The 22,040-nt window shown below is 37.4% G+C and carries 17 protein-coding genes; 7 read left to right on the top strand and 10 right to left on the bottom strand.

What is annotated here, in order from left to right:
* Nucleotides 1-55: 55 nt before the first annotated feature.
* On the bottom strand, nt 56-1,039 hold the full coding sequence (locus H9635_RS05095; RefSeq protein ID WP_191699067.1) for a diaminopimelate dehydrogenase: 984 nt from the start codon (nt 1,037-1,039) through the stop codon (nt 56-58).
* A gap of 241 nt (nt 1,040-1,280) precedes the next feature.
* On the opposite strand from H9635_RS05095, the gene H9635_RS05100 reads away from it, so the two are divergent.
* On the top strand, nt 1,281-1,739 hold the full coding sequence (locus H9635_RS05100; RefSeq protein ID WP_191699068.1) for a hypothetical protein: 459 nt from the start codon (nt 1,281-1,283) through the stop codon (nt 1,737-1,739).
* Entirely contained in the window at nt 1,727-2,020 is a 294-nt protein-coding gene (locus tag H9635_RS05105; RefSeq protein WP_191699069.1) for a YxcD family protein, read from the top strand. The genes H9635_RS05100 and H9635_RS05105 overlap by 13 nt, the downstream gene beginning before the upstream one ends.
* A 130-nt stretch (nt 2,021-2,150) precedes the next feature.
* On the opposite strand, the gene H9635_RS05110 is transcribed toward H9635_RS05105, so the two are convergent.
* From H9635_RS05110 to H9635_RS05135, 6 genes are all read right to left on the bottom strand, one after another.
* Nucleotides 2,151-4,463, bottom strand: coding sequence for a YhgE/Pip domain-containing protein (locus H9635_RS05110; RefSeq protein ID WP_191699070.1), 2,313 nt, complete (start codon nt 4,461-4,463; stop codon nt 2,151-2,153).
* 343 nt (nt 4,464-4,806) lie between these two features.
* Nucleotides 4,807-6,972 carry a 5'-nucleotidase C-terminal domain-containing protein gene (locus H9635_RS05115; RefSeq protein ID WP_191699071.1) on the bottom strand — a complete coding sequence of 722 codons (2,166 nt, stop codon included), beginning with the start codon at nt 6,970-6,972 and terminating at the stop codon, nt 4,807-4,809.
* Between the two features lie 470 nt (nt 6,973-7,442).
* Nucleotides 7,443-10,139: an aconitate hydratase AcnA gene (gene acnA, locus H9635_RS05120; RefSeq protein WP_191699072.1), complete on the bottom strand. Its 2,697-nt coding sequence runs from the start codon at nt 10,137-10,139 to the stop codon at nt 7,443-7,445.
* Nucleotides 10,140-10,451: 312 nt separating this feature from the next.
* Entirely contained in the window at nt 10,452-11,282 is an 831-nt protein-coding gene (locus H9635_RS05125) for a DUF2785 domain-containing protein (RefSeq protein ID WP_318245184.1), read from the bottom strand.
* 127 nt (nt 11,283-11,409) lie between these two features.
* Complete coding sequence (locus H9635_RS05130) at nt 11,410-12,759, bottom strand: vWA domain-containing protein (protein ID WP_191699074.1); 1,350 nt, start codon at nt 12,757-12,759, stop codon at nt 11,410-11,412.
* A 27-nt stretch (nt 12,760-12,786) separates the two neighbouring features.
* Nucleotides 12,787-13,905, bottom strand: a complete 1,119-nt coding sequence (locus H9635_RS05135) for an AAA family ATPase (RefSeq protein ID WP_191699075.1) — start codon at nt 13,903-13,905, stop codon at nt 12,787-12,789.
* 278 nt (nt 13,906-14,183) lie between these two features.
* On the opposite strand from H9635_RS05135, the gene H9635_RS05140 reads away from it, so the two are divergent.
* From H9635_RS05140 to H9635_RS05155, 4 genes are all read left to right on the top strand, one after another.
* Complete coding sequence (locus tag H9635_RS05140) at nt 14,184-16,118, top strand: right-handed parallel beta-helix repeat-containing protein (protein ID WP_191699076.1); 1,935 nt, start codon at nt 14,184-14,186, stop codon at nt 16,116-16,118.
* A 161-nt stretch (nt 16,119-16,279) separates the two neighbouring features.
* A complete protein-coding gene (yfkAB, locus tag H9635_RS05145; RefSeq protein WP_191699077.1) occupies nt 16,280-17,395 on the top strand; it encodes a radical SAM/CxCxxxxC motif protein YfkAB in 1,116 nt (371 codons plus the stop codon).
* Between the two features lie 355 nt (nt 17,396-17,750).
* Nucleotides 17,751-19,184: a SulP family inorganic anion transporter gene (locus H9635_RS05150; RefSeq protein ID WP_191699078.1), complete on the top strand. Its 1,434-nt coding sequence runs from the start codon at nt 17,751-17,753 to the stop codon at nt 19,182-19,184.
* A gap of 10 nt (nt 19,185-19,194) precedes the next feature.
* Nucleotides 19,195-19,614 (top strand): universal stress protein, encoded by a 420-nt coding sequence (locus H9635_RS05155; protein ID WP_191699079.1) that lies wholly within the window; start codon nt 19,195-19,197, stop codon nt 19,612-19,614.
* Nucleotides 19,615-19,669: 55 nt separating this feature from the next.
* Here the strand turns inward: H9635_RS05155 and H9635_RS19350 are convergent, their stop codons facing one another.
* From H9635_RS19350 to H9635_RS05165, 3 genes are all read right to left on the bottom strand, one after another.
* Nucleotides 19,670-19,804 (bottom strand): hypothetical protein, encoded by a 135-nt coding sequence (locus H9635_RS19350; protein WP_263616834.1) that lies wholly within the window; start codon nt 19,802-19,804, stop codon nt 19,670-19,672.
* 131 nt (nt 19,805-19,935) lie between these two features.
* Complete coding sequence (locus H9635_RS05160) at nt 19,936-20,325, bottom strand: hypothetical protein (RefSeq protein ID WP_225231130.1); 390 nt, start codon at nt 20,323-20,325, stop codon at nt 19,936-19,938.
* The gene (locus H9635_RS05165) at nt 20,282-20,845 is read right to left on the bottom strand and encodes a DNA-3-methyladenine glycosylase I (protein WP_191699080.1); all 564 of its coding nucleotides are present in this window, start codon (nt 20,843-20,845) and stop codon (nt 20,282-20,284) included. The genes H9635_RS05160 and H9635_RS05165 overlap by 44 nt, the downstream gene beginning before the upstream one ends.
* Nucleotides 20,846-21,062: 217 nt before the next feature.
* Between H9635_RS05165 and H9635_RS05170 the strand changes: the two genes are divergently transcribed.
* Nucleotides 21,063-22,034 carry a TDT family transporter gene (locus H9635_RS05170; protein ID WP_191699081.1) on the top strand — a complete coding sequence of 324 codons (972 nt, stop codon included), beginning with the start codon at nt 21,063-21,065 and terminating at the stop codon, nt 22,032-22,034.
* Nucleotides 22,035-22,040 lie beyond the last annotated feature (6 nt).

The following is a 22,040-nucleotide window of genomic DNA, read 5'->3' on the forward strand; positions in this document are numbered from 1 at the left end:
ATTTAATAAAAAAAACGGCGTCTAACTATAAATAGACGTCGTTTTTATCTTCCAATTAAAGTAATTCTTTTCGTAAGTCTGCTGGAGATTTAGGTGATAGTAAGCCAAACGGAATATCGAATACCGTTTTAGCTCCCTTATCTCCTTTAGCATGCAGTTTGTAGGCTGCACGTGCATAGGCAACTAAAACACTCGATGTAAACATAGGATTCGATTCCAAATTTAATGAGAACTCCAGAATTTGTTTATCACCCTCACCTGATTGACCAGAACGGATTACGAAACCTCCATGTGGCATACCTTGATGATTTTCATCAAATTCAGTTTCCGTAATGAAATTTACAGTCGTATCATAATCTGCAAAATAATTCGGCATTTCTTTAATTTCTGTTTCAATGACGTTTGCATCTGCGCCATCTTCCAATACAACATAGCATTCACGAGCATGCTTTTCTCTCGTTGTCAGTTCCGGATTTTCACCATTACGGACACGATTCACCGCGTCTTTAATAGGTAAAGTATATTGGACTGCTTTTTTCACGCCATTAATGCGGCGTACAGCATCTGAGTGACCTTGACTTAACCCATCACCCCAAAATGTATATGTATGACCGACCGGCAACACTGCTTCACCTAGTAAACGGTTTAATGAAAATAAACCAGGATCCCATCCAACTGAAATAATCGACACAGTATTATTCTGTTGTGCGACTGCATCCGCTGCATCAAAAAAGGCCGGTATATTGGCATGTGTATCATAGCTGTCAATTGTATTAAACCATTGGGCAAAGTGAGGGACTTGCTCTGGTAAATCTTTCGCAGAACCCCCACATAAAATCATGACATCAATTTGCTCTTTGTATTTCGGTGCATCTTCCACTAAATATACAGGTACATTAGCTGATTTTATTGAAACAGTGCTAGGGTCTCGGCGGGTGAATATAGCTACCAATTCCATGTCAGAATTCTGACTGATCGCTGCTTCTACCCCACGTCCTAAATTACCGTAACCTACAATACCAATACGAATGTTACTCATCATTTCTTCCTCCTAAACTATTTGGTGCTTTTTTTAACTTACATAGTTATGTAAATTCAGAATATTCTATTCATCATACAATTTCATTTTTACGAATACAATATCTTTCGATTATTTTACAAGCAAATGTTATCTTTCGAGTAAAGCATGCTCTATTTACATAAAAGAGTTTTCATTTTCTATTTCATTCATTTTTTGATATACTACTAAAGTAAATAAAAAGAAAATATGGGGGAAAGACATGAAAAAATTATCAGCTATACTGTTAGCGTTTGCACTAGTATTTTCAAGTGTAGGTTCTACAATTTTATTCGCTAACGATGCACAAACTGTTGAAGCAAAATCCTATAAATCAGGAAAAAAAGGCTTTAGCAATAACAACAATAACAACTCAAATATTCAAAAGAATAATAATGATGCTACAAACCCTGCTGCAAAACAAAACAACGGTACAACAACTAAAAAAGATAATACAAACACAGCTTCAAACAAAGGCGGCTTAATGAAAGGCTTAATGCTTGGTGGTTTAGCTGGTTTATTATTCGGTAGTTTATTTGCCGGTATGGGAATGTTAGGTAACATTTTAGGCTTACTTATAAACGTTGCAGCAATTGCAGCAATCGTATTCTTCCTAGTTAAAATTTATCAAATTATTAAACGCAAAAAAGATAACGAGGTAACAGATACTTGGAAAAGCTAACATTACTTGAACAAGATTTAATTAATGCCGTATGTTTATTCCATGCAAAATTCAAAAATGTAACACCTGATGAAGTTGAAGTGGAGCTTATGTACGATGATGTAGCAGGCTATTCAGCAGAAGCATTCTATAATGGTCAGTTGGATGTATATAACTCAGTAAATTTCATTATGGCACTTCGTCTATACATCGACGAGCAACTTGGCCGTGACTCAATGTCTGCACGTATTTCACTCGACATTGATGATGAAGAAGGCATGATCGCAAATGTTGAATTTTAATTAGATATATTATTAGTGTTGAAACATAACGTTTCAGCACTTTTTTATTGGATTTTTTCCGAATAAATAGAAAGCCCCGAAACTTGTTCGCGACAAATTTCGGGGCTTTCATATTTAAATAATGGCTAATTTAAACAGTCGGTTGCACTTCTACTTCCGGTGTATACTTTGTCGTAAGTGTTTTGTAGCTTACGATAAATGCGATGAATGCCAACACCGATGCCCCTACTAAATAGATGGCAAGTATTGCGGCATTAGAAGATAATAATGAAACATCTCCTAATGAAATAACCGATTTGAAGCCTGAGATCGAATACGTAAATGGTAAGAATGAACTTACTGCCTGTAAGTTTTCCGGCAGCATCGGAATCGGTAAATTCGAACCTGTAATCGATAATTGTGCTACGACTAACACAAGTGCGATAAAGCGTCCGATATGACCAGCAACCGATACTAGGAAGAAGATAATTGACATAAATACAATACTTACAAAAATAGCGAATAAAATAAATAGCATGACATTAGCTACTGATAATTGTAATACCACTAACGTAAATAGTGTTACAAGCACCGCCTGGATTGTAGCGAACATCGCTAATTGCATCCATTTACTAACGTACCAACTTACCGCTGATTTTGGTAGTACAGCCGGCTTTTTGAAATCAACGAACAGTGATAATACAAGCATACCTACAAATAATGCTAACGATAAAATATACGGTGCTGTTGAATCACGGTAATATTCATATGGATTCACCTTTTCGCCAGCTAGTGCAACTGGTGAAGAGAACATCGCGATATTTTCATCGGTAATTCGTAAAGATGCTACTTGATCACGTCCACCTTCTAAACCAGTAGCTAAATCATTAGATCCTGCTTGAAGGCGGTTAACACCATCATTTAATGAAGTAACACCTTCAGTCATTGTTTGCCAACCTAATGCTACTGTTTCATTACCAGTACTGATTTGAGTTAAGCCGTTTTTCAGGTTGGATACACCTGTGCCCAACTGATTCCAAGAGCTTGTTAGCGTTTGGTTACCATTGGCTACTTGTGAAGCACCACTAGCTAATTGAGTGGCACCTGATACTACCGCCTTTTGTCCGTTTACTAACTGACTTACTCCTGCAACAGTTTGACCTTGACCTGTAACAAGCGCATCAATGCCGCCTACAATTGTTTTTTGACCAACAATTGCATTTTCCAATCCTGTTGTTAAGCTTGGCATCGATTGTGCAATTTGTTGAGCACCATTATTTAAAGCGCTTGCACTTTGAACAGCAACCGGATAAATTGTCGCTAATTCTGTTAAGCCTTCGCTTAAAGCCAACAAATTCGCACGATATGTTTCCATACCAGGTGCTTGTGCCAATCCTTGCAGAAGTTGTGCACCTTGACCTAATTGCTCAATATCCGCTTGTTTTGACTGTAATACTGTAGCTAATTGAGCTAAGCCATTAGCTAACCCCGGATTAGCTGCAGTTCCATCACCTACTGCAATTCCTGCATATAACTGATTTGCACCCGTTGAAAGCTGTTGTAATCCATTTAATAACTCTTCAGAACCTGGCTGCAATTGTTGCAAGCCATTATATACCTGATTCGTTGCTCCTTGAATTGAATTTAATCCAGCTAAAACTTGTTCGGAACCATTCTTTAGTTGACCAGCCCCGCTTGCTACTTCTTTTGCGCCACTAGCTAAACGGTTAATGTTACTTGTCCCGCCAGTAATCGCTGATAAAAGTTGACCTGCCCCATCATCCGCTGTTTTTGCACCAGCAGCTAGTTGATTAATATCGGCTGATTTATCAGTTAATGATGATAGCAATGTGTTTGTGCCCTCAGCTAGCTGTTCCGTACCAGTTAAAATTTGCTTCGACCCATCTGCTCCAGTTGCAAATCCTGTCTCGATATCTGTAAATCTAGCAAATACTGTTCTGGCATATGTTGCTGTAATTTTGTCCCCTAATTGTTCGCGAAGCCTTTCCACCGCACTATTCGTTACTTGGGCACCCATGAAGTTTAACCCTTCATTTTGGATGTATCGCAGCTCTGGTACTTGCGGATTTGCATCAAGGACTGTTGTTACCTTTTGTGAAAAGTCCTCTGGCACTTCCACTACTAAATAAAATTCCTGCTTTTCGAGCCCATCCATTGCCTCTTTTTCAGAAACGAAATGCCACCCCAATGACTTACTTTCCTTTAATGTTTCCATTAAATCATTGCCGACATTGATTGGTTGACCACTTGATACACCGCCTGCATCTTTATTGACGAAGGCGACCGGCAAATTATCCAAATTGTCATACGGTCCCCATGTAGCAGAAAGTAATACAGCTACGTAGACAATTGGAATTAACATAATGCCAATCAATGTAAAAAGTAATCCTTTACGATTTTTGAGCGAACTTAGCTCTTTTCCGAACAACTGAAATGACCCCATAAAATCCCCCCTTTTTGAACTATTACTTATATACGAATGAATTATTACTCATTACGTATATACATTAATATATTCTAAGTTTTTACATATTTCTACTGTAAAATGTAAATATTTTCTCTATAGTACGTGAATTTTGTTCATATTAATATTCAAAAAATAGGACAAAGTAATTGCTATATAGTAATCTATCGTAGTTCATTCGTCTATTTTTCAGAATTTTCTATTTTATAAATTATTTAACTATAAAATTAATAGCTCATTTATCATAATAATATTGCTGAAAATAAAATAAAAAAAATCACTAAATTGGTCGCCCAAATTAGTGATTTTTCCGATTTCAATATTATTTTGCTTCTACTGTCGCAACATCTACTATACGACCTTCTGTTGTATACTTGATTTCTTTCATTGATAAAAGTTGTTCTTTTAAGTTTTCCCAATCCGATAAGCCTAAGTCAGTTACACGGCCATCTTCATATGCCTTCTTGAACATATCAAATCCATCGCCGCCTTTAGCAGTAAAGGCATTTGTTGCAACTGTGTAAGTTTCGTTATCCGCTACATCAACATACGTTTTTGTCGCTTCGTCATAATATTTCACTGAAACTACGCGAGAGCCAGCTTCTTTAGATGAATCGTACTCTAGCTTAGCACCTGAAATGTGTAGGAACCCGCCACTTTCTTTTGGAGCATCTTTAACAGCATGTTCAAATGCAGCTTTTATCTCAGCACCTGTAACATCCATCAATGCTAGCGTATTACCAAATGGTAACACTGTAATAACTTGGCCAGTTGTAATATTACCTGCTGGAATTGCAGAACGAATACCACCACCGTTTTGCATTGCCATTATAACTTTTTTATCCGTATATTGTTTCGCTTTTGTAAGCATACCGTCTGTAATAATGTTTCCTAAAACTGTTTCGCTATTACGTACACCTGTTTTAATAGTTTCAGAAGTACGTGGACTTACTAACTCTTCCGTTAATGTAACCCCAATTTCAGCTGAAGAAATAGCATCCACTTTTTCTTTAAATGGTGCTAACATTTTTAAACCTTCTGCATCATCAGCAAGTTTACCGATTTCAACTAATTGTCCTTCATGCTTAACAATAACACCATTTTCGTCGAATTCAACATTCAATGTACCAAGGAAACTAGCATACTCTTTCGCTTGCACAATTAATGTTACATCTTTTTTCTCGCCTACTGTATTCGTATCCACAACGAATGGCTCTTTAAGCTCTGTATGTGAGTGACCACCTACGATAATATCAATTCCAGGTACTGATTTTGCTAGAATTTGATCATTATCATATGCAGGATTATCATCAAATCCGATATGTGTTAAGGCAATAATTTTGTCTACACCTTTATCTTCAAATGCTTTTACTGCTTTTTTCGCTTCTTCAATATAATTTTCAAACGCAATACTTCCTGGTGAAGCGATATCTTCCGTTTCAGCAGTCGTTAAACCGAAAATACCTACTTTTTCACCGTTCACTTCTTTAATCATACCCGCATAGATTTTGCCGTTCTCCGGCTCACTTGACACTAAATCCGAGAATAACCCAGTAAATAATGCATCCTTAGAAAAATCAACATTTGCCGTCACTACCGGGAACTGCGCTGCTTTAATGAAGTCCACCAATGCTTTATGTCCCTCTGGTGAAGAACCTAAATCAAATTCATGGTTTCCTAATGTAATTGCATCAAATTTCAGTGCATTTAATAACGGTAAATCTGCTTGTCCCTCAAACTCATTAAAGTAAAGTGTACCGCTGAAAATATCACCAGCATGCAGAAGTAATGAATCCGGCGTTGTTGTACGATACTCTTTGACCGCTGTCATTAATTTTGGAAGCATTTCTACACGTGCATGTGTGTCGTTTACATGCATAATCGATAATTTGTAGTTATCATTTTCTGGTTCTGGAGTTGGTTCTGGCTGTGGAGCTGGTGTTGCACCTGCTAACATCGTAGCTAATACACTAGAAAGTTCTCCACGCGTAAGTTGTTTTGTTGGATTGAACACTACTTTTGCTTCTGTTAATAACGCTGTTGCATCAACCGGATAAACGGCAGAAACATTTGTTAAAATTTTTGCAAATTGATTATGTGTAATTTTATCTGCTGTACGGAATGTACCGTCCTCATAACCATTTACAAAGCCTGTTGCCACTAATGCAGCAATTTGGTTGTAATATTGATTTGAAGTTTCGATATCTTTGAAATTAGGATTCTTTACATTTGTAGTATCAAGTTTTAAAGCGCCTGCAATCATCTTAGCTGCTTGCCCACGTGTTACAGTTGTATCTGGTTTAAATGTACCATCGCCAAATCCTTTTACAACGCCTGCAGCTGTTAATGCATTAATTCCATCCGCATATGGATGGTTAGCACTTACATCTGTAAAAATTGCTTCTTCTGCTAAAACACCTGTTGCGCCAACAGCTACTGCAGTAAATGCTGCTAAAGCTGTTGCTGAATACATTCTCTTTTTCTTCATAAAAAAACCCCCAATAATATTTTTACCTACCTTTTTGATAGTAGCTGAATATTATAGAAATTTCCACATTTTCTGAAAAATTAATGTAAAATTAACAAAATATTGCGTTCTTTATGTATATTGAGGTTTGGGTTTATACGAACAAAATCGGATTATTTTAAGCGTTTATACGAATCTACTGATTCGAGAGAATTTTAATCAACGCTAGTATTTTTATCTTGAGAAATTTTATTCGACAATATTTTTTGATAATAGACACTTCATTCCATTTATTCGCCACTTTGCCAAACTTAATCGTCAATCCACTTAACATATTCGTCACTTGGCACCTTATTTTCGTCACTTCTATTTTTATTCGCCACTTAAGCGAACTTATTCGACAGTTTCTCTCCGATATTCGACACAACTTCAAACATAAAAAAAGTAGCACAAACCAAATACATGGTTTGTGCTACTTATGTTAAACAGTATTATTGTTGTGCAGCTTTAGCACGTAATACCATTTGTAGGATACCACCGTGACGGTAGTAGTCTACTTCTACTTCTGAGTCGAAACGAGCTAATGCTTTGAACTCAGTTACTTTACCTTCTGGAGAAGTTGCAGTAACTGTTAGGATATCACGTGGTTTAACATCATCAGTTAAGTTAACGTCGATTGTTTCGTCACCTTTTAATCCTAATGAATCAGCAGATTCGCCAGCCATAAATTGTAATGGTAATACGCCCATCATTACTAGGTTAGAACGGTGAATACGCTCATAAGATTGTGCGATTACAGTTTTAACGCCTAATAAGAATGTACCTTTAGCAGCCCAGTCACGAGATGAACCCATACCGTAGTCGTTACCAGCTAATACTACTAAGCCAGTACCTTGTTCTTGGTACTTCATGCAAGCATCGTAAATGTACTCAACTTCGCCTGTTGGCCAGTAAGTAGTGAAACCACCTTCTGTACCTGGAGCGATTTGGTTACGGATACGGATGTTCGCGAATGTACCACGCATCATTACTTCGTGGTTACCACGACGAGATCCGTAAGAGTTGAAGTCACGGATAGCAACACCGTTTTCGATTAAATACTTACCAGCTGGTGTATCTTTACCGATCGCACCTGCAGGAGAGATATGGTCAGTAGTGATAGAGTCACCGAACTTAGCCATTACACGCATTCCAGCTAATGTTTGGATAGCACCTGGCTCTTTAGAAAGACCAGTGAAGAATGGTGGGTTTTGGATGTAAGTTGATTTTTCATCGAAAGTATATAAGTTTTCAGTTGAAGTTTCGATTGCATTCCAAGCTTCGTTAGCAGTGAATACTGTTTCGTATTCTTTTTGGAATAATTCACGAGTAACAACTTTATTTAATACTTCATTAACTTCTTCAGTTGATGGCCAGATGTCAGCGAAGAATACATCTTTACCGTCTGGAGTTTGTGCGATAGCGTCTTTTTGTAAGTCGATATCTACAGTACCAGCTAAAGCGTAAGCAACAACTAATGGTGGTGAAGCTAAGAAGTTAGCTTTTACTAATGGGTGTACACGGCCTTCGAAGTTACGGTTACCTGATAATACAGAAGTTACGAATAAATCGTTTGATTTGATTGCTTCTTCTAATTCTGGTAATAACGGACCTGAGTTACCGATACATGTTGTACAACCGTAACCTACAGTGTTGAAACCGATTTGGTCGAAGTAGTCTTGTAAACCTGACTCTTCTAGGTAACCAGTTACTACTTTAGAACCTGGTGCTAAAGAAGTTTTAACCCACTTAGCAGGTTTGATTCCTAACTCAACCGCTTTTTTAGCAACTAAACCAGCAGCTAATAATACGTATGGGTTAGAAGTGTTTGTACAAGAAGTGATTGCAGCGATTGCTACAGCACCTGCTGGAATTTCTACGTCACCTTCTGCAAATTTAGCAGTAGATGTTTTAGAGAATTCTTCTTCAGTTAAACCGAAACCTTGAGTACCTTGTGGAGCTACTACTGATTCACGGTAAACACGTTTCATTTCAGTTAAAGGAATTAAATCTTGTGGACGTTTAGGACCAGAAAGGTTAGCTTCGATATCCCCAAGGTTAATTTCTAATACGTCTGTGTATACTGGCTCTAAGTCAGCATCAAAGAACATGTCGTTAGCTTTTAAGTAAGCTTCAACAACAGCAATGTGCTCTTCGTCACGGCCAGTTAAACGCATGTAGTTTAATGATTCTTCGTCAACTGCGAAGAAACCACAAGTAGCACCATATTCCGGAGCCATGTTAGAGATTGTTGCACGGTCAGCAAGTGGTAAAGCAGGTACGCCAGGTCCGAAGAACTCAACGAATTTGTTTACTACACCACGAGCACGTAATACTTGTGTTACTTTTAATGCTAAGTCAGTTGCAGTTGTACCGTTTGGTAATTCGCCAACTAATTTAACACCGATAACATCAGGAATTGGGAAGTAAGATGGTTGACCTAACATACCAGCTTCAGCTTCGATACCACCAACACCCCAACCTAGAACACCGATACCGTTGATCATAGTTGTGTGAGAGTCAGTACCTACTACTGAGTCAGGGAATGCGATTAAACCGTCTTCTGTTTCGTTAACGTGTACGATTGGAGCTAAATACTCTAAGTTAACTTGGTGTACGATACCTGTTGCAGGTGGTACAGCACGGAAGTTATCATAAGCAGTTTGAGCCCATTTTAAGAAGTTATAACGTTCAGCGTTACGTTCGAACTCTAAATCCATGTTCGCTTGTAAAGCTGCAGCGTTACCGTATTTGTCTACTTGTACTGAGTGGTCAATTACAAGGTCAACTGGGATAGCTGGGTTGATTTTAGCTGGGTCTCCACCCATTTCTTTCATTGCAGAACGTAATGAAGCTAAGTCAACTACTACTGGTACACCAGTGAAATCTTGTAATACAACGCGTGAAGGCTTGAATGGTACTTCAGCTTCTTTGTTGTGAGAACCGAATTTTGCTAATTCGTTTACGTGCTCTTCTTTAATTACATAGTTGTCATATTGACGTAATACTGATTCTAATAATACTTTAATTGAGTAAGGTAGGCGTGAAATTTTTGCGATACCAGCTTCTTCAAGAGCAGCTAAACGGTAGTAGTTGTAAGTCTTACCGTTCACTTCAAATGAAGCACGACTGTTGTGTAAGTTTGCCATTTTTGTGTTCCCCCTAGTTTTTTCATAATCGAAAAGGTTATAAAGCTCTTTTCTCCACATTCAATAATAACGCATTATTATACATAAGTAAATTGCATTATTATTATCTTTTACAATAAGTTTTAATTATGACCTATCGGAAATACATATTTATTCTACAATATTATTTAGAATTCCTACGTCGTTAAAAAGTTAGCCTCACACTATACTTACCAACAATTTCCTTATTCAAATTAAATGCTATTTAGATGGAGAGTTTTCATTGCTTCATAACATTTTTCCACAAAATTCATTATAGCAGTAAAACAAAAGTTAACCTAACTTTATCCACCGCTGTATGAATATTGATACGGTACTCCGTAACTTTTCATGTCGATTTGCAAATTTCAAATAGAAGTAAAGTGTTTTGCTTAAATTTAATTGATTAGTTCTTGCTTTATACCAAAGTGCACTATACCCCTGCGCGTAAGCAGATGCTTCTAGCTGGTCAAAAAGCTGTTCAAACCATTCAATGAATAAATCTTCCTCAATACCCTTTACTATCAAGGCGTTAATGACATTGCAAAAACGTTCGTCTTCATCATCAATGAATACATAGTCTTTCCATAGATTTGCACGGATCGCCTGCAAAATTTGGAAAGTAAAGCGAATTGAATACTCGGGGTGTTCGATAATTGCACATAAGAGCTCACACGCATTTGCAACACTATGCGCCCAACCGGATTGGATATTAACATAGCTGCGTAAATCCTGTTCCTTTGTTAATAAATCAATCGCATTTTGTGTAATCTGTTCCAATTGTTCCTTATTTAAATAGGAAAGTTGTCTATCAGCATTTACAATTGCCGCCAAATACAGGGCAGAATATGACCGTTGAAAAACCGCGCCTGTCCCACTTTCACCAATATTGGCAAGTAGACCTTTATCCGCAAAAAGATGATCGACAAATTGATTAATCACCATTTCGCTTAGCGCATTTTCCGTTAAAAGTTGGATAAACAAACGATAATTGTACTGGTCTCGAATGGCAGCATCTTCCTCGCCAACTCCGTCCAGTAAATTTTCCACAATGGTAGGATTCAACTGAATATAATGTTTTCGTTCATCTACCGACATTTCAAATAATTCATCATAATCTTCCACTAACAAAAAAACGCCCCCTAAATCATATACCCATTATTATCTATACCATTGTAAGAGACGGTAAGCTTTTTGACTAGGAGAACGTACGCAAAATTGGAAAGGGATGATTTTCAATACCAATTTGCACCTATAGAACGAACGCATCACCAGCTTCAAATAGTTCATTTACTTCAATGACACGATCTGAAAATTTCTGGACGACATTTAAATCAATTGCATTAAATAAATTTGTTAAAACAACAGCTGTACATTCGAATTGTTTTTTCTTTTTTAAGTGATTAAATTCTTCGACAAATCTTGTTGGCAAAAAACTCGAACCATCCGTAACAAACAATAGATCCGCTTTATTGAACTCACTTTTCAATAAAATATTTAACGATTCACGAAGAGGTAACTCGTAATTCGTACCGCCACCTAAGAAGCTATTGCTGAATTGGATTAAATCGTCGGTAGTCGCTTGACCTTTTCTAAAAAAGACAACTTCTCCTATATTTGTAGCAAATGGAACAATGGCAAAATCTCTCTTTTGCTTTTTAGCGATTGTTAACAGCGCAATACAAAATGCTTTGCTCTGCTCTTTTATCGCTGTCATGGAACTGCTTTCATCAATACAGACAATAATGGGTCCCTTCCCTTTACGTGCTTTCCCTTTCGTACCAAATACGAAGGTCTGCTGTTCACTTAGTCGTTTTAAAAAATCCAGCTTACTTGGCCTCATCATATAATTGGCTAATTCGAGCGGTAGTATTCGCGACACTTCATGCCCGGTTGAAATATTTCGAAATTCCATATTTCGCTGATTTTTCATCTTTTGTTTTTTCATGGCGATTTTTTTAAAACGACCAACTAAGTCTGCAATGCGTTGCAGTTCCTTTCTCTGACCGATGACTGAAGCGAGTTTAAATTGATCTGACAACGGAATATTTTCAATTTTTTTGCCATCCATTGTACCAACTGTTCGAACAGCTTTTTTCGTATTGCGGATTTTCTTTTTATTTTCTTGGAGCATCATACTAATTGAGGTTTCTCCAAGCTGTCGAATATGTGCTTTCATTTGTGCTGTACTGGCACCAAGTTCCTGACCGGAATTTACAGCATACGTATCATTATTTAACAGCTCTAAATTTTGAAGCAGCTGTTCCGCAATACTGATTGATGTAAGGACACTTAATAAATCATCGCCCTGTGTTAAGGAGTGCCATTGAACGTATTCCTCATTTTTCAGTAAATGACGGATAAATTCGTATTGTGTATCATCAACACGATTGATATTTCCTTTTAAGATTGGCTCGTTATGATAAAAGGCATACCAACAATCCCCAATTAAATTAGTAAAGCCGGCAACTTTTCTTTCTCCTGCTAAACAGCTGTCTTTTAACCTTGCCGCCATTTTTAAAAGCTCGTTGAAACGTTCTTTATAAGTCGCGCTGATGTCGAAAACAGATCGACTATAAAATACAAGTACGTTATCTCTCAAGCATCGTTCACCACCTTAAAGCATAATTTAAAACCCGATAACATCCGACGTAATCCGTAGCAACTGTTTATGCATTTCAGTTTTTAAACTTTGTAATTCGGGCCGATTAGGTATTTGGCGATTCATGTTTTGTACTTCCATAAACAATGATTTCCCCTGCATTAATAATTGGCTAAGTTCTGTTCGTGCTATAGGTGTCCTATGAAGTAATGTAGTTTGTGCAGTCAGCATAATCGTTTCGAATTCAGCTGTCGTACGGTGAATAAACGCATCTACTGTATCAAAGGCAATCTCATGAATAATTTCTTTCGCCGTGCTTTTTTGATCGCTTGTTTCCCATAAAACATTCGCCATAATCGCTAAATCTTCTCGGATAACTTCTGTTCTTCCAGCTAAGTAAGCTTTCGCCCTTAAGATGGACAGGGACTGTTTAAACCGGCGATCAGAAGGTCTTATTCCCTCGTCTTTTAGTGCTTGACGAATTTTAGCAATCATTTTAAGAATGCCGTCCGAAACGTCAATATTCGCTACTTGTTGCTGGTGTTCATAAAGCTCTTCCAGTGATATTTTTGTAACATTTTTTTCATTTTGATCCTTCAACATGGAGATGAAAGAGTCCTCATTACGAATATAATCGACTTCATAGCGAAGCAGGAATCGATCAAATAACGCTTCCAGACCTTCTCCTTCTTCTATATATTCATTGGAGGAGCCTACAATTGTTAAAAGCGGTGAAGGAATTGGAACTCCATTGTTATAATAAACACGCTCATTAATTAGTGTAAGCAACGAATTTAATATAGCTGAATTTGCTTTAAAAATTTCGTCGATAAATGCAAAATGCGCTTCCGGTAGCATATTGGTTACATTCCGTCTATAAATTCCCTGTTCCAAATCCTTCAATGACAGCACGCCAAATAACTCTTCAGGTGTACTGAAAGGTGTCAGCAAATGCTGAAAGTAACGGCTTCCATCGACAATGGAGCCAAGCATTGACGATAGCACACTCTTACCTGTACCCGCTGGACCTATAAATAACACATGTTGTTTAGATAAAAGTGCAATTAATAATGCCTCGACTTCTTCTTCCCGATCATAAAAACATTCATTTAATTGTTGTTGGACAATTTGTAGTTGTTTTACCATATTACACTCCCTTTTCTTCTACTAAGAAATCTGCAATGTATGGAATTTATGTATGATGTATTTCTCTTCCTATAAATTTTCACTTCCTAAGTGATTTTTAAACCTATTTCTTGTATTTGACAGGTCTTTCATTTAATTAGAGGAATAATTCAAGCCGTTTTATACTATTTTAAATAGTAGCAACTCAAAATTTTTTTATGTAATTTTTAAATTAAATGATTATTTTCATTATTTTACGTGAACATATTACATATAGCATGTTTTGCAGGAGGAATCGTATGGTGATAGTAAAAGTGTCTACTTCATTTTTTTCAACGGTGAAAACAATCAGCCGAGCTGTTCAAAAGGCAACAAATGACGACATAATCGTCGTAAATGCCGGCAAATATAAAGAGACGTTAGCTTTCCTAGATAGCAGAACAATCACTGCTAAAAATGCAGGAACCGTTGTCGTAGAAGGGGCGATACTTATCGCTAAATCGGCTGTTGTTACTTTTGAAAACATGACCATTCAACCTACGTCGCAAATTTTTGTGGAAGGTCAATTAATTTTAAAGAACTGTGTTATTCAGGGTGGTCTAACAAACGTCCTAATCGCTATGAAGGGCGGCTATGCACATTGTGAGAAAACTCATTTCAGAGATGCCCCGGATATTGGCATAACCCTCATTTCCAACAGTAAAGCACATTTCGAATACTGCCATTTTGAACAAAACAAAAAAGTGCATATACTCTTGGAAAACTCCACTGCCCATCTGGAAAATTGTGAGCTTTCAAAAGGAAATCAAGCTATATGGGCTAAAACGAATTCAAAGACCTATTTAAATAATGTAAAAGTCCATCACCATTCAGGTACACAAATAGTCATACAGGACCATTCGCTATTGGATATAAAAGAAAGTGAAATTAAGCAAGGCGAAGGTAACGGGATATATGCATCCGAAAATTCGATAATTCATCTCGCTCAAACTACAGTTCATCATCATACCCTTCCCCAATTATGGATTCAAAAAAGTTCCTTGAACATTAGCGAGTGTCAAATACAACATGGAAGTGAATCGGGTATTATGTTGCGGGAATATGCGGAAGCAACGATTTCCGATACGCTGCTTTCATTTCATAAAATAGCCAATGTGCAACTGACATTCGAATCTTTGTTGAATATGACAAATAGCGAAGTACTCAATAGTCAGGGAGTTGGAATTCAATTAAAGGAAAAATCAATTGCCAACTTTACCGATACGTTATTTGCACATAATGTCCTACCGCAACTTTTCATCACGGAAAATTCGATCTGTACATTAAAAAGTGTAACGATTGAGGATGGAAAGCAAATTGGAGTCTTTGCGGAGAAAGGGTCTTCTTGTTCCATTGTATCCAGTACGATTACAGGCCATAAAAATGCGGCACTTACGGTAATCGAAGCAGAAATGTTTCTGTTGAATACAACAATTCACCATAATAATGGGAATGGGTTATTTGCCGTTAATAATGCCAAGGCGACGTTGGATAACTGCCAATTTAATCATAACGATTTGGCGCATATTGCCGGGAAAAACGACAGCACGATTCATATTAGTCACAGTGAATTAACGGGTGGAAAAAGTATTTTTGTTATTGACCATTGCCAATTGGACATTATCGATTCTGTCATTAAGGATGGAACCGGAGCCCAAATAGAAATGATTGATCATATTAATGCCACTATCCAAAACTCCAAAATCATTGACGGGCAAACGAACGGAATAATAGCGATGAAAGATACATCGGTGAATATTATTGAAAGTCAAATTTCCTCGCATAAAATGCCACAGGTAATTGTCAATGATAGTTCGATTATTTTCAAAAATAGTGAACTGCTCGAAGGCGATCGGAATGGCTTTATTATTAAAAATCATGCCGAGGCATTGATTCAGGATTCATTCATTTCCAATCATGGTTATCCGCAAATATGGATTGACTCGGAATCTACCGTTGAACTGAAAGCAACACAACTAACTGAAGGTCGTGAATCGGATATTTATGTGCAAAACAACTCCGTATTGCATGCTTCAAACTGCATCATTCAAAATGCAAAGTTCAACTTTAATATTCAGGCAGTTAACTTTTCTAAAATTTATCTCGCTGAAACAATGGTAGACAATTCGTTTGGTTCGAAATTTTACAGTGAGAACAACAGTCAAATTACTTACAACATGGATGAGATAAGCTAAATATTATGCTACCTGTATGTTAATAAACGTCAGGTAGTTTTTTGTTGATGCTTTTTAGGTGCTCGATCTTTCAGAATAAATCCAAGTTAAATAAGGTTTTAGGTTGCATCTCAAATAATTTATGAGAAAATAAATTGTTGGAAAGGAAGTATCGAACTAAAATGACTACATTAGAAAAACAAAGTATTACGACAAGCTACGACCCATGGGAAGCCTATATGGATATCGAAAAACATGGTAAGTTGACTTTATCGAATATTGAATTCACTACCACTACATTATGCAACATGCGCTGTGCACACTGCGCAGTCGGCTATACATTGCAGACTAAAGATCCCGATGCTTTACCAATCGATTTAATTTTAAAGCGTTTAGATGAGATTCCTCATCTTCAAACAATCTCAATCACAGGCGGAGAACCAATGATGTCACGTAAATCTGTACGTGAGTATGTTTTACCGCTTTTAAAATATGCGCATAGCCGCGGTGTCCGTACACAAATGAACTCCAATTTAACCATTGATGGTGAGCGTTACCTGGAAATTGCACCATATCTGGATGTACTACATATTTCGCATAACTGGGGTACAATTGAGGAATTCGTTGAAACTGGCTTTGCCATGATGGAACGGAAACCAACATTTGATCAGCGTGCTGCTTTATTTCAGCGTATGATTGATAACTCTAAAATGCTTGCTGAAAATGGGGTCATGGTATCGGCTGAAACGATGTTGAACAAAAAAACATTGCCTTACTTAGACCATATCCACAAGCAAATTGTAGAGGAAATGAAATGTGCGCGTCATGAAATCCACCCAATGTATCCATCAGATTTCGCCAGTGCCTTAACTTCATTATCACTTGAGGAAACGCGTGAAGCGATTCATCATTTACTAGATATTCGCGATGAAAATACTTGGATGCTGTTTGGAACTCTTCCCTTTTACCCTTGCAGTAAAACCGAGGAAGACCAAAAATTACTGGACCGTTTACGCAACACTCCAAATGTAACAATGCGTAATGACCCGGACGGACGTTCTCGTTTAAATATTAATATTTTCACAGGTGACGTTATCGTAACAGACTTTGGAGATACACCGGCATTAGGCAATATTACGTCCGATTCGTTACCGGTAATTTTTGATAAATGGCTTGAAACAGATTTGGCGAAAAGCCTTAACTGCCACTGCCCTGCTGTAAAATGCCTCGGCCCTAATGTGCTCGTTAAAAACATGTATTATCAGGACGAACAGTTTATTAGTGGTTCAGTAAAATAAAGTAGAAAATGGGCTAGGACAGAATTTCATTGGATAAGGAAAAGACCCTTATTAAAAAACGATACTTTAAAAATTGATTGGAATGGAGGGCGACTCCAGCGGGAACAGCGCGTCGCCTGAGACTACAGGCTCAGGCCGTGCCCGCGGAAAGCGTCCCGGAATGGAAATCAATTTTTTATGCCAGCAAAAAATGTCATTTCTCTCAAGGAGAATAATGGCATTTTTTAGGTTGTGTCTCAGTTCCTTTTCGTTGTATCCAAATGCTGATTAACTCAGTTGAACTTTTAAAAGCTATCGCACCATCTTGGTCGCATGATATTATAGTAGAAGATTATTTAAAGGAGCTATACCCTATATGGACAATTTACGTGAGCAATGGTTTGGAAATATTCGTGCAGATGTACTAGCAGGTCTAGTTGTTGCATTGGCACTAATTCCGGAAGCAATTGCTTTTTCTATTTTAGCAGGAGTAGATCCGATGGTCGGATTGTATGCCTCCTTTGTTATCGCTGTCACAATCAGCTTTGTTGGCGGACGCCCAGCAATGATCTCTGCTGCAACGGGTGCGATGGCGCTTGTTATCGTGTCACTTGTAAAGGACCACGGATTACAGTATTTATTAGCCGCAACGATCCTAACAGGAATTATCCAAATTATTTTTGGCGCTTTAAAAATTGCTAGACTAATGAAGTTTATTCCGAATGCGGTCATGATTGGCTTTGTAAACTCACTAGCCATTTTAGTCTTTATCGCTCAAACGCCCCACTTTATTGGCGGAAGCCTCATGACATGGTTATTTTTACTTGGAACAATAGCGCTCATTTACTTAATTCCTCTTTTTATAAAAGGAATTCCGGCACCTTTAATTGCTGTTATCATCTTAACAGTAGTAGCCATTTATTCTGGTTTTAATTTAAACACAGTTGGAGATATGGGGACAATTACACAATCCCTACCTTCTTTTTTCATTCCTGATATTCCGTTTACTTTTGAAACATTGATGATTATTTTACCTTATTCTTTAGCTTTAGCTGTTGTCGGTTTGGTGGAATCTTTATTAACGGCTTCGATTCTGGATGATATGACCGTATCAGAAAGCGACAAAAATAAAGAGGCCCGTGGACAGGGAATTGCCAATGTCATCAATGGATTTTTCGGAGGTATGGCCGGCTGTGCTATGATCGGACAATCTGTCATTAATGTAAAGTCCGGTGCAAGAGGCCGTTTGTCCACATTTGTGGCTGGTGTATTTTTAATGTTTTTAATATTGGTTTTAGGGGATTATGTCGTGCAGATTCCAATGCCTGTACTCGCTGGTGTTATGGTTGTTGTGTGTATTACACAATTTGACTGGCATTCGTTTAAATATGCGGTGACAGCACCAAAGAAAGACGTTTTTGTTATGCTGCTTACAATTGGTGTCGTATTGTATACGCACAATTTAGCTCTAGGTGTTGTGGCAGGTATTGTTGTAAGTGCCCTATTCTTTGTCAATGAAATTTCACGTGTTACGATTTCTCAGCAAGGCACTACTTATTTCGTAAAAGGTCAATTATTCTTTGCGTCAACGGAAAGCTTTATGGACTATTTCAAATCAATTTCAATGGACCAATCTTCCATCCAAATTGACTTTGAACAATGTAAAGTATGGGATGATTCAGCAATTGGAGCTTTAATGAAGGTAAAAGACCAACTGAAGACGAAACACATAGTAGTAACATTCTTAAATATTGATGAATCGAGCAAACAGCTCATGAAAAAATTAACAGGTACTACATTAACTGATTAGGAGTGGATTTATGTATCAACATATATTACTTGCCGCTGATGGTTCCGAAAACGCGTTTCGGGCAGCAAAGGAAGCTGTAAAAATAGCGAAGATAAATCCCGAAACAATGGTAACCATTATTTTTGTCATTGATATGGTCAAAGTGAAAACTGAAGTATTGCATGCGAGTTCCAATGAAGGTCTTTATATGGAACGTCGTCAAAAGATTGTACCGATTGAACAATTATTCCAAGATGAGCAAATCAAATGCAAGGTAGAAATGATTCACGGATCACCCGCTCCGGAGATTATTAAATATGCCAATACACAAAATATAGATTTAGTCGTAATCGGCAGCCGCGGCTTAAACAGTTTGCAGGAAATGGTTTTAGGAAGTGTATCGCATAAAGTGATGAAACGTGTTCAATGTCCGGCAATGATTGTGAAATAAAGCATAAGAGGCTGGGACAAAATCCCCCTCAAAAATAAAGCCGTTCAAACTTTACTCATCGTAAAATTTGAACAGCTTTATTTTTGTGTCTGCCCTGTAGCCGTTGTTCTCCGTTACGGCGGACGCTTTCCTGGGGGCACGGCTCGAGCCTGTAGTCTCTCCCACGTGCTCCTGCGATTACTCGTCGCAAAATAAATTTTGCTTGTCCCCAAGGAGTCGCCGCCTTCACTAAGAACAACTAATTTTTCTTCTATATCAAAAAAATCTCTGCATAATTTCAAGCATGAAAAAGGACATTCTGTAAAAGAATGCTTGCAACTGCTATCTCTCCATAATATCTATTACTTTATGGTAGGAAGCCAAATTGATGGTATGATTTCCTTTTGTATATAATACGTTAGCCCCTTCTCGTTCTCCTTTTTTCCAACCATTTAATTTCAGAACAATTTCATAATCAAGTGGTATCCCATTTTCCTCGGAAGCCCTTGACCAATTATAACTTTTCACTCGTTCACTCTCTTGAACTAATTCCGCTTTTATTGGAATAGGGAAACCGTATAAATCTTCGGTTATTTCATAATTAAAATTAGAAGAAACTAAAATAATCCCTATTAAAATGACTATTATAGCAATTGCCCATCCAACTTTTTTCTTTATTGCACTCACCTCATCGTAAATTTTTATAACAATGGCAATTAACTGTATGATCATTTACCATACCGACCGCCTGCATATAGGAATAGCAAATGATACTTCCGACAAATTTAAATCCGTCTTTTTTTAATTGTTTACTCATTTGATCACTAATCTCTGTAGTGATCGGAACTTCGTGATGGCTTTCCCATGCATTTACTATCGGCTCTCCCCCTACAAAAGACCAAATATAATTTGAAAAAGAGCCATATTTCTTTTGAATCGCAAGGAAACTTTTCGCGTTTGTAACAACACTATTGATTTTCAGTTGATTGCGTATAATACGCTCGTCGTTTTTTAATGCCGTTAATTTGTCTTCGTCGTACTGTACGATCTTATTCGCATCAAATTGATCAAATGCTTTTATGTATCCTTCTCTGCGCTTTAAAATCGTCAGCCAGCTCAATCCTGCCTGTGCGCCTTCGAGACAGAGCATTTCAAACAATTTCCGGTCATCATAAACCGGTACTCCCCATTCCTCGTCATGGTATTTCACATACACCGGCTCATCCAACTTCACCCAACTACAACGCTCCATGTTATCACCGCAATCTTGTTTTATTTTCAACTGTAAGGGATTTTCGGAAACTATGTCAAATAAACGGTAAGCTCGAAGTATTATATTAATTTCGTCTATTGCTTTTGCGGTTGTAGGATTAAAAATTACGCAGTAAAATAGATTATACTGAACAAATGTGTATGATTTCCGTCAAATTTCATCGAGCGTACACACACATTTATATTGGAGGAACATCGTGAGAAATTTATTGCAGGTTATCCCTATTCCGATTAGCGGCCTTATGCTCGCTTTCATTTCATTGGGAAATTTATTATTAAGTATGAATCAGTCAGTAACTGGGCATTTTTTCTTTTTAATTGGCATACTACTGTTTATTTTAATCGTGGGGAAAATTCTTTTTGCTTTTTCTTCTGTAGTTAAGGAAATGCAAAACCCGATTATTGCATCTGTTTCCCCTACTTTTACAATGGGGACTTTATCAATTAGTAATGGGTTGCACTATTACGGTATTCCGGAAGCTGTAATACATCTTTTATGGAGTGCTGCTGCCGTTTTACAAATTGCTATTATTATATACTTCATCAAAACCTTTGTTTGGAAAAATAAAATCACGATCTCAAATATTTTTCCAAGCTGGCTCATTTTATTTGTAGGTACGGCTGTAATGCCTTTAACAGCAGGTAATTTATCAGGAATGTTCACGAAGAGTATTTTGATTTTTGCTGTTTGCGCATTTATTATTTTAGTGCCAATTATTATTTTACGTGGCTTTATTCGCAAAGATCTGCCTGAACCGACTATTCCGATGCTGACGATTTTAACTGCTCCGGTATCGCTTAGTTTGGCAGCCTACTTTAAGCAGTTTGAAGCGCAATTATTTATTGTCGTCACTTTCTATATTGTCGCTCAGCTTTTGTATCTTTTAGTATTAATGAAATTGCCAAGTGCTCTTAAGCTCCCATTTTATCCGAGCTATGCTGCATTCACATTCCCATTGGTCATTTCTGCAACAGCGACAAATGTCGTTATTCATTTCTTAGACCTAAGCGCAACAGCAAGTGTTTGGTTAACTGCCTATTTTTATTTCCAGCTAATCTTTTCATCTGTGATGGTGCTTTATGTTTTTGTACGCTATATTAATTATTTATCAGTACAGCTACGTCAAAAGCGGGCAATTGTTACTGATAAAAAAGAGGCAATTTCTTAATAATAT

The sequence above is a fragment of the Solibacillus faecavium genome, from assembly GCF_014836905.1.
In the GTDB taxonomy this organism is placed as follows: Bacteria; Bacillota; Bacilli; order Bacillales_A; family Planococcaceae; genus Solibacillus; species Solibacillus faecavium.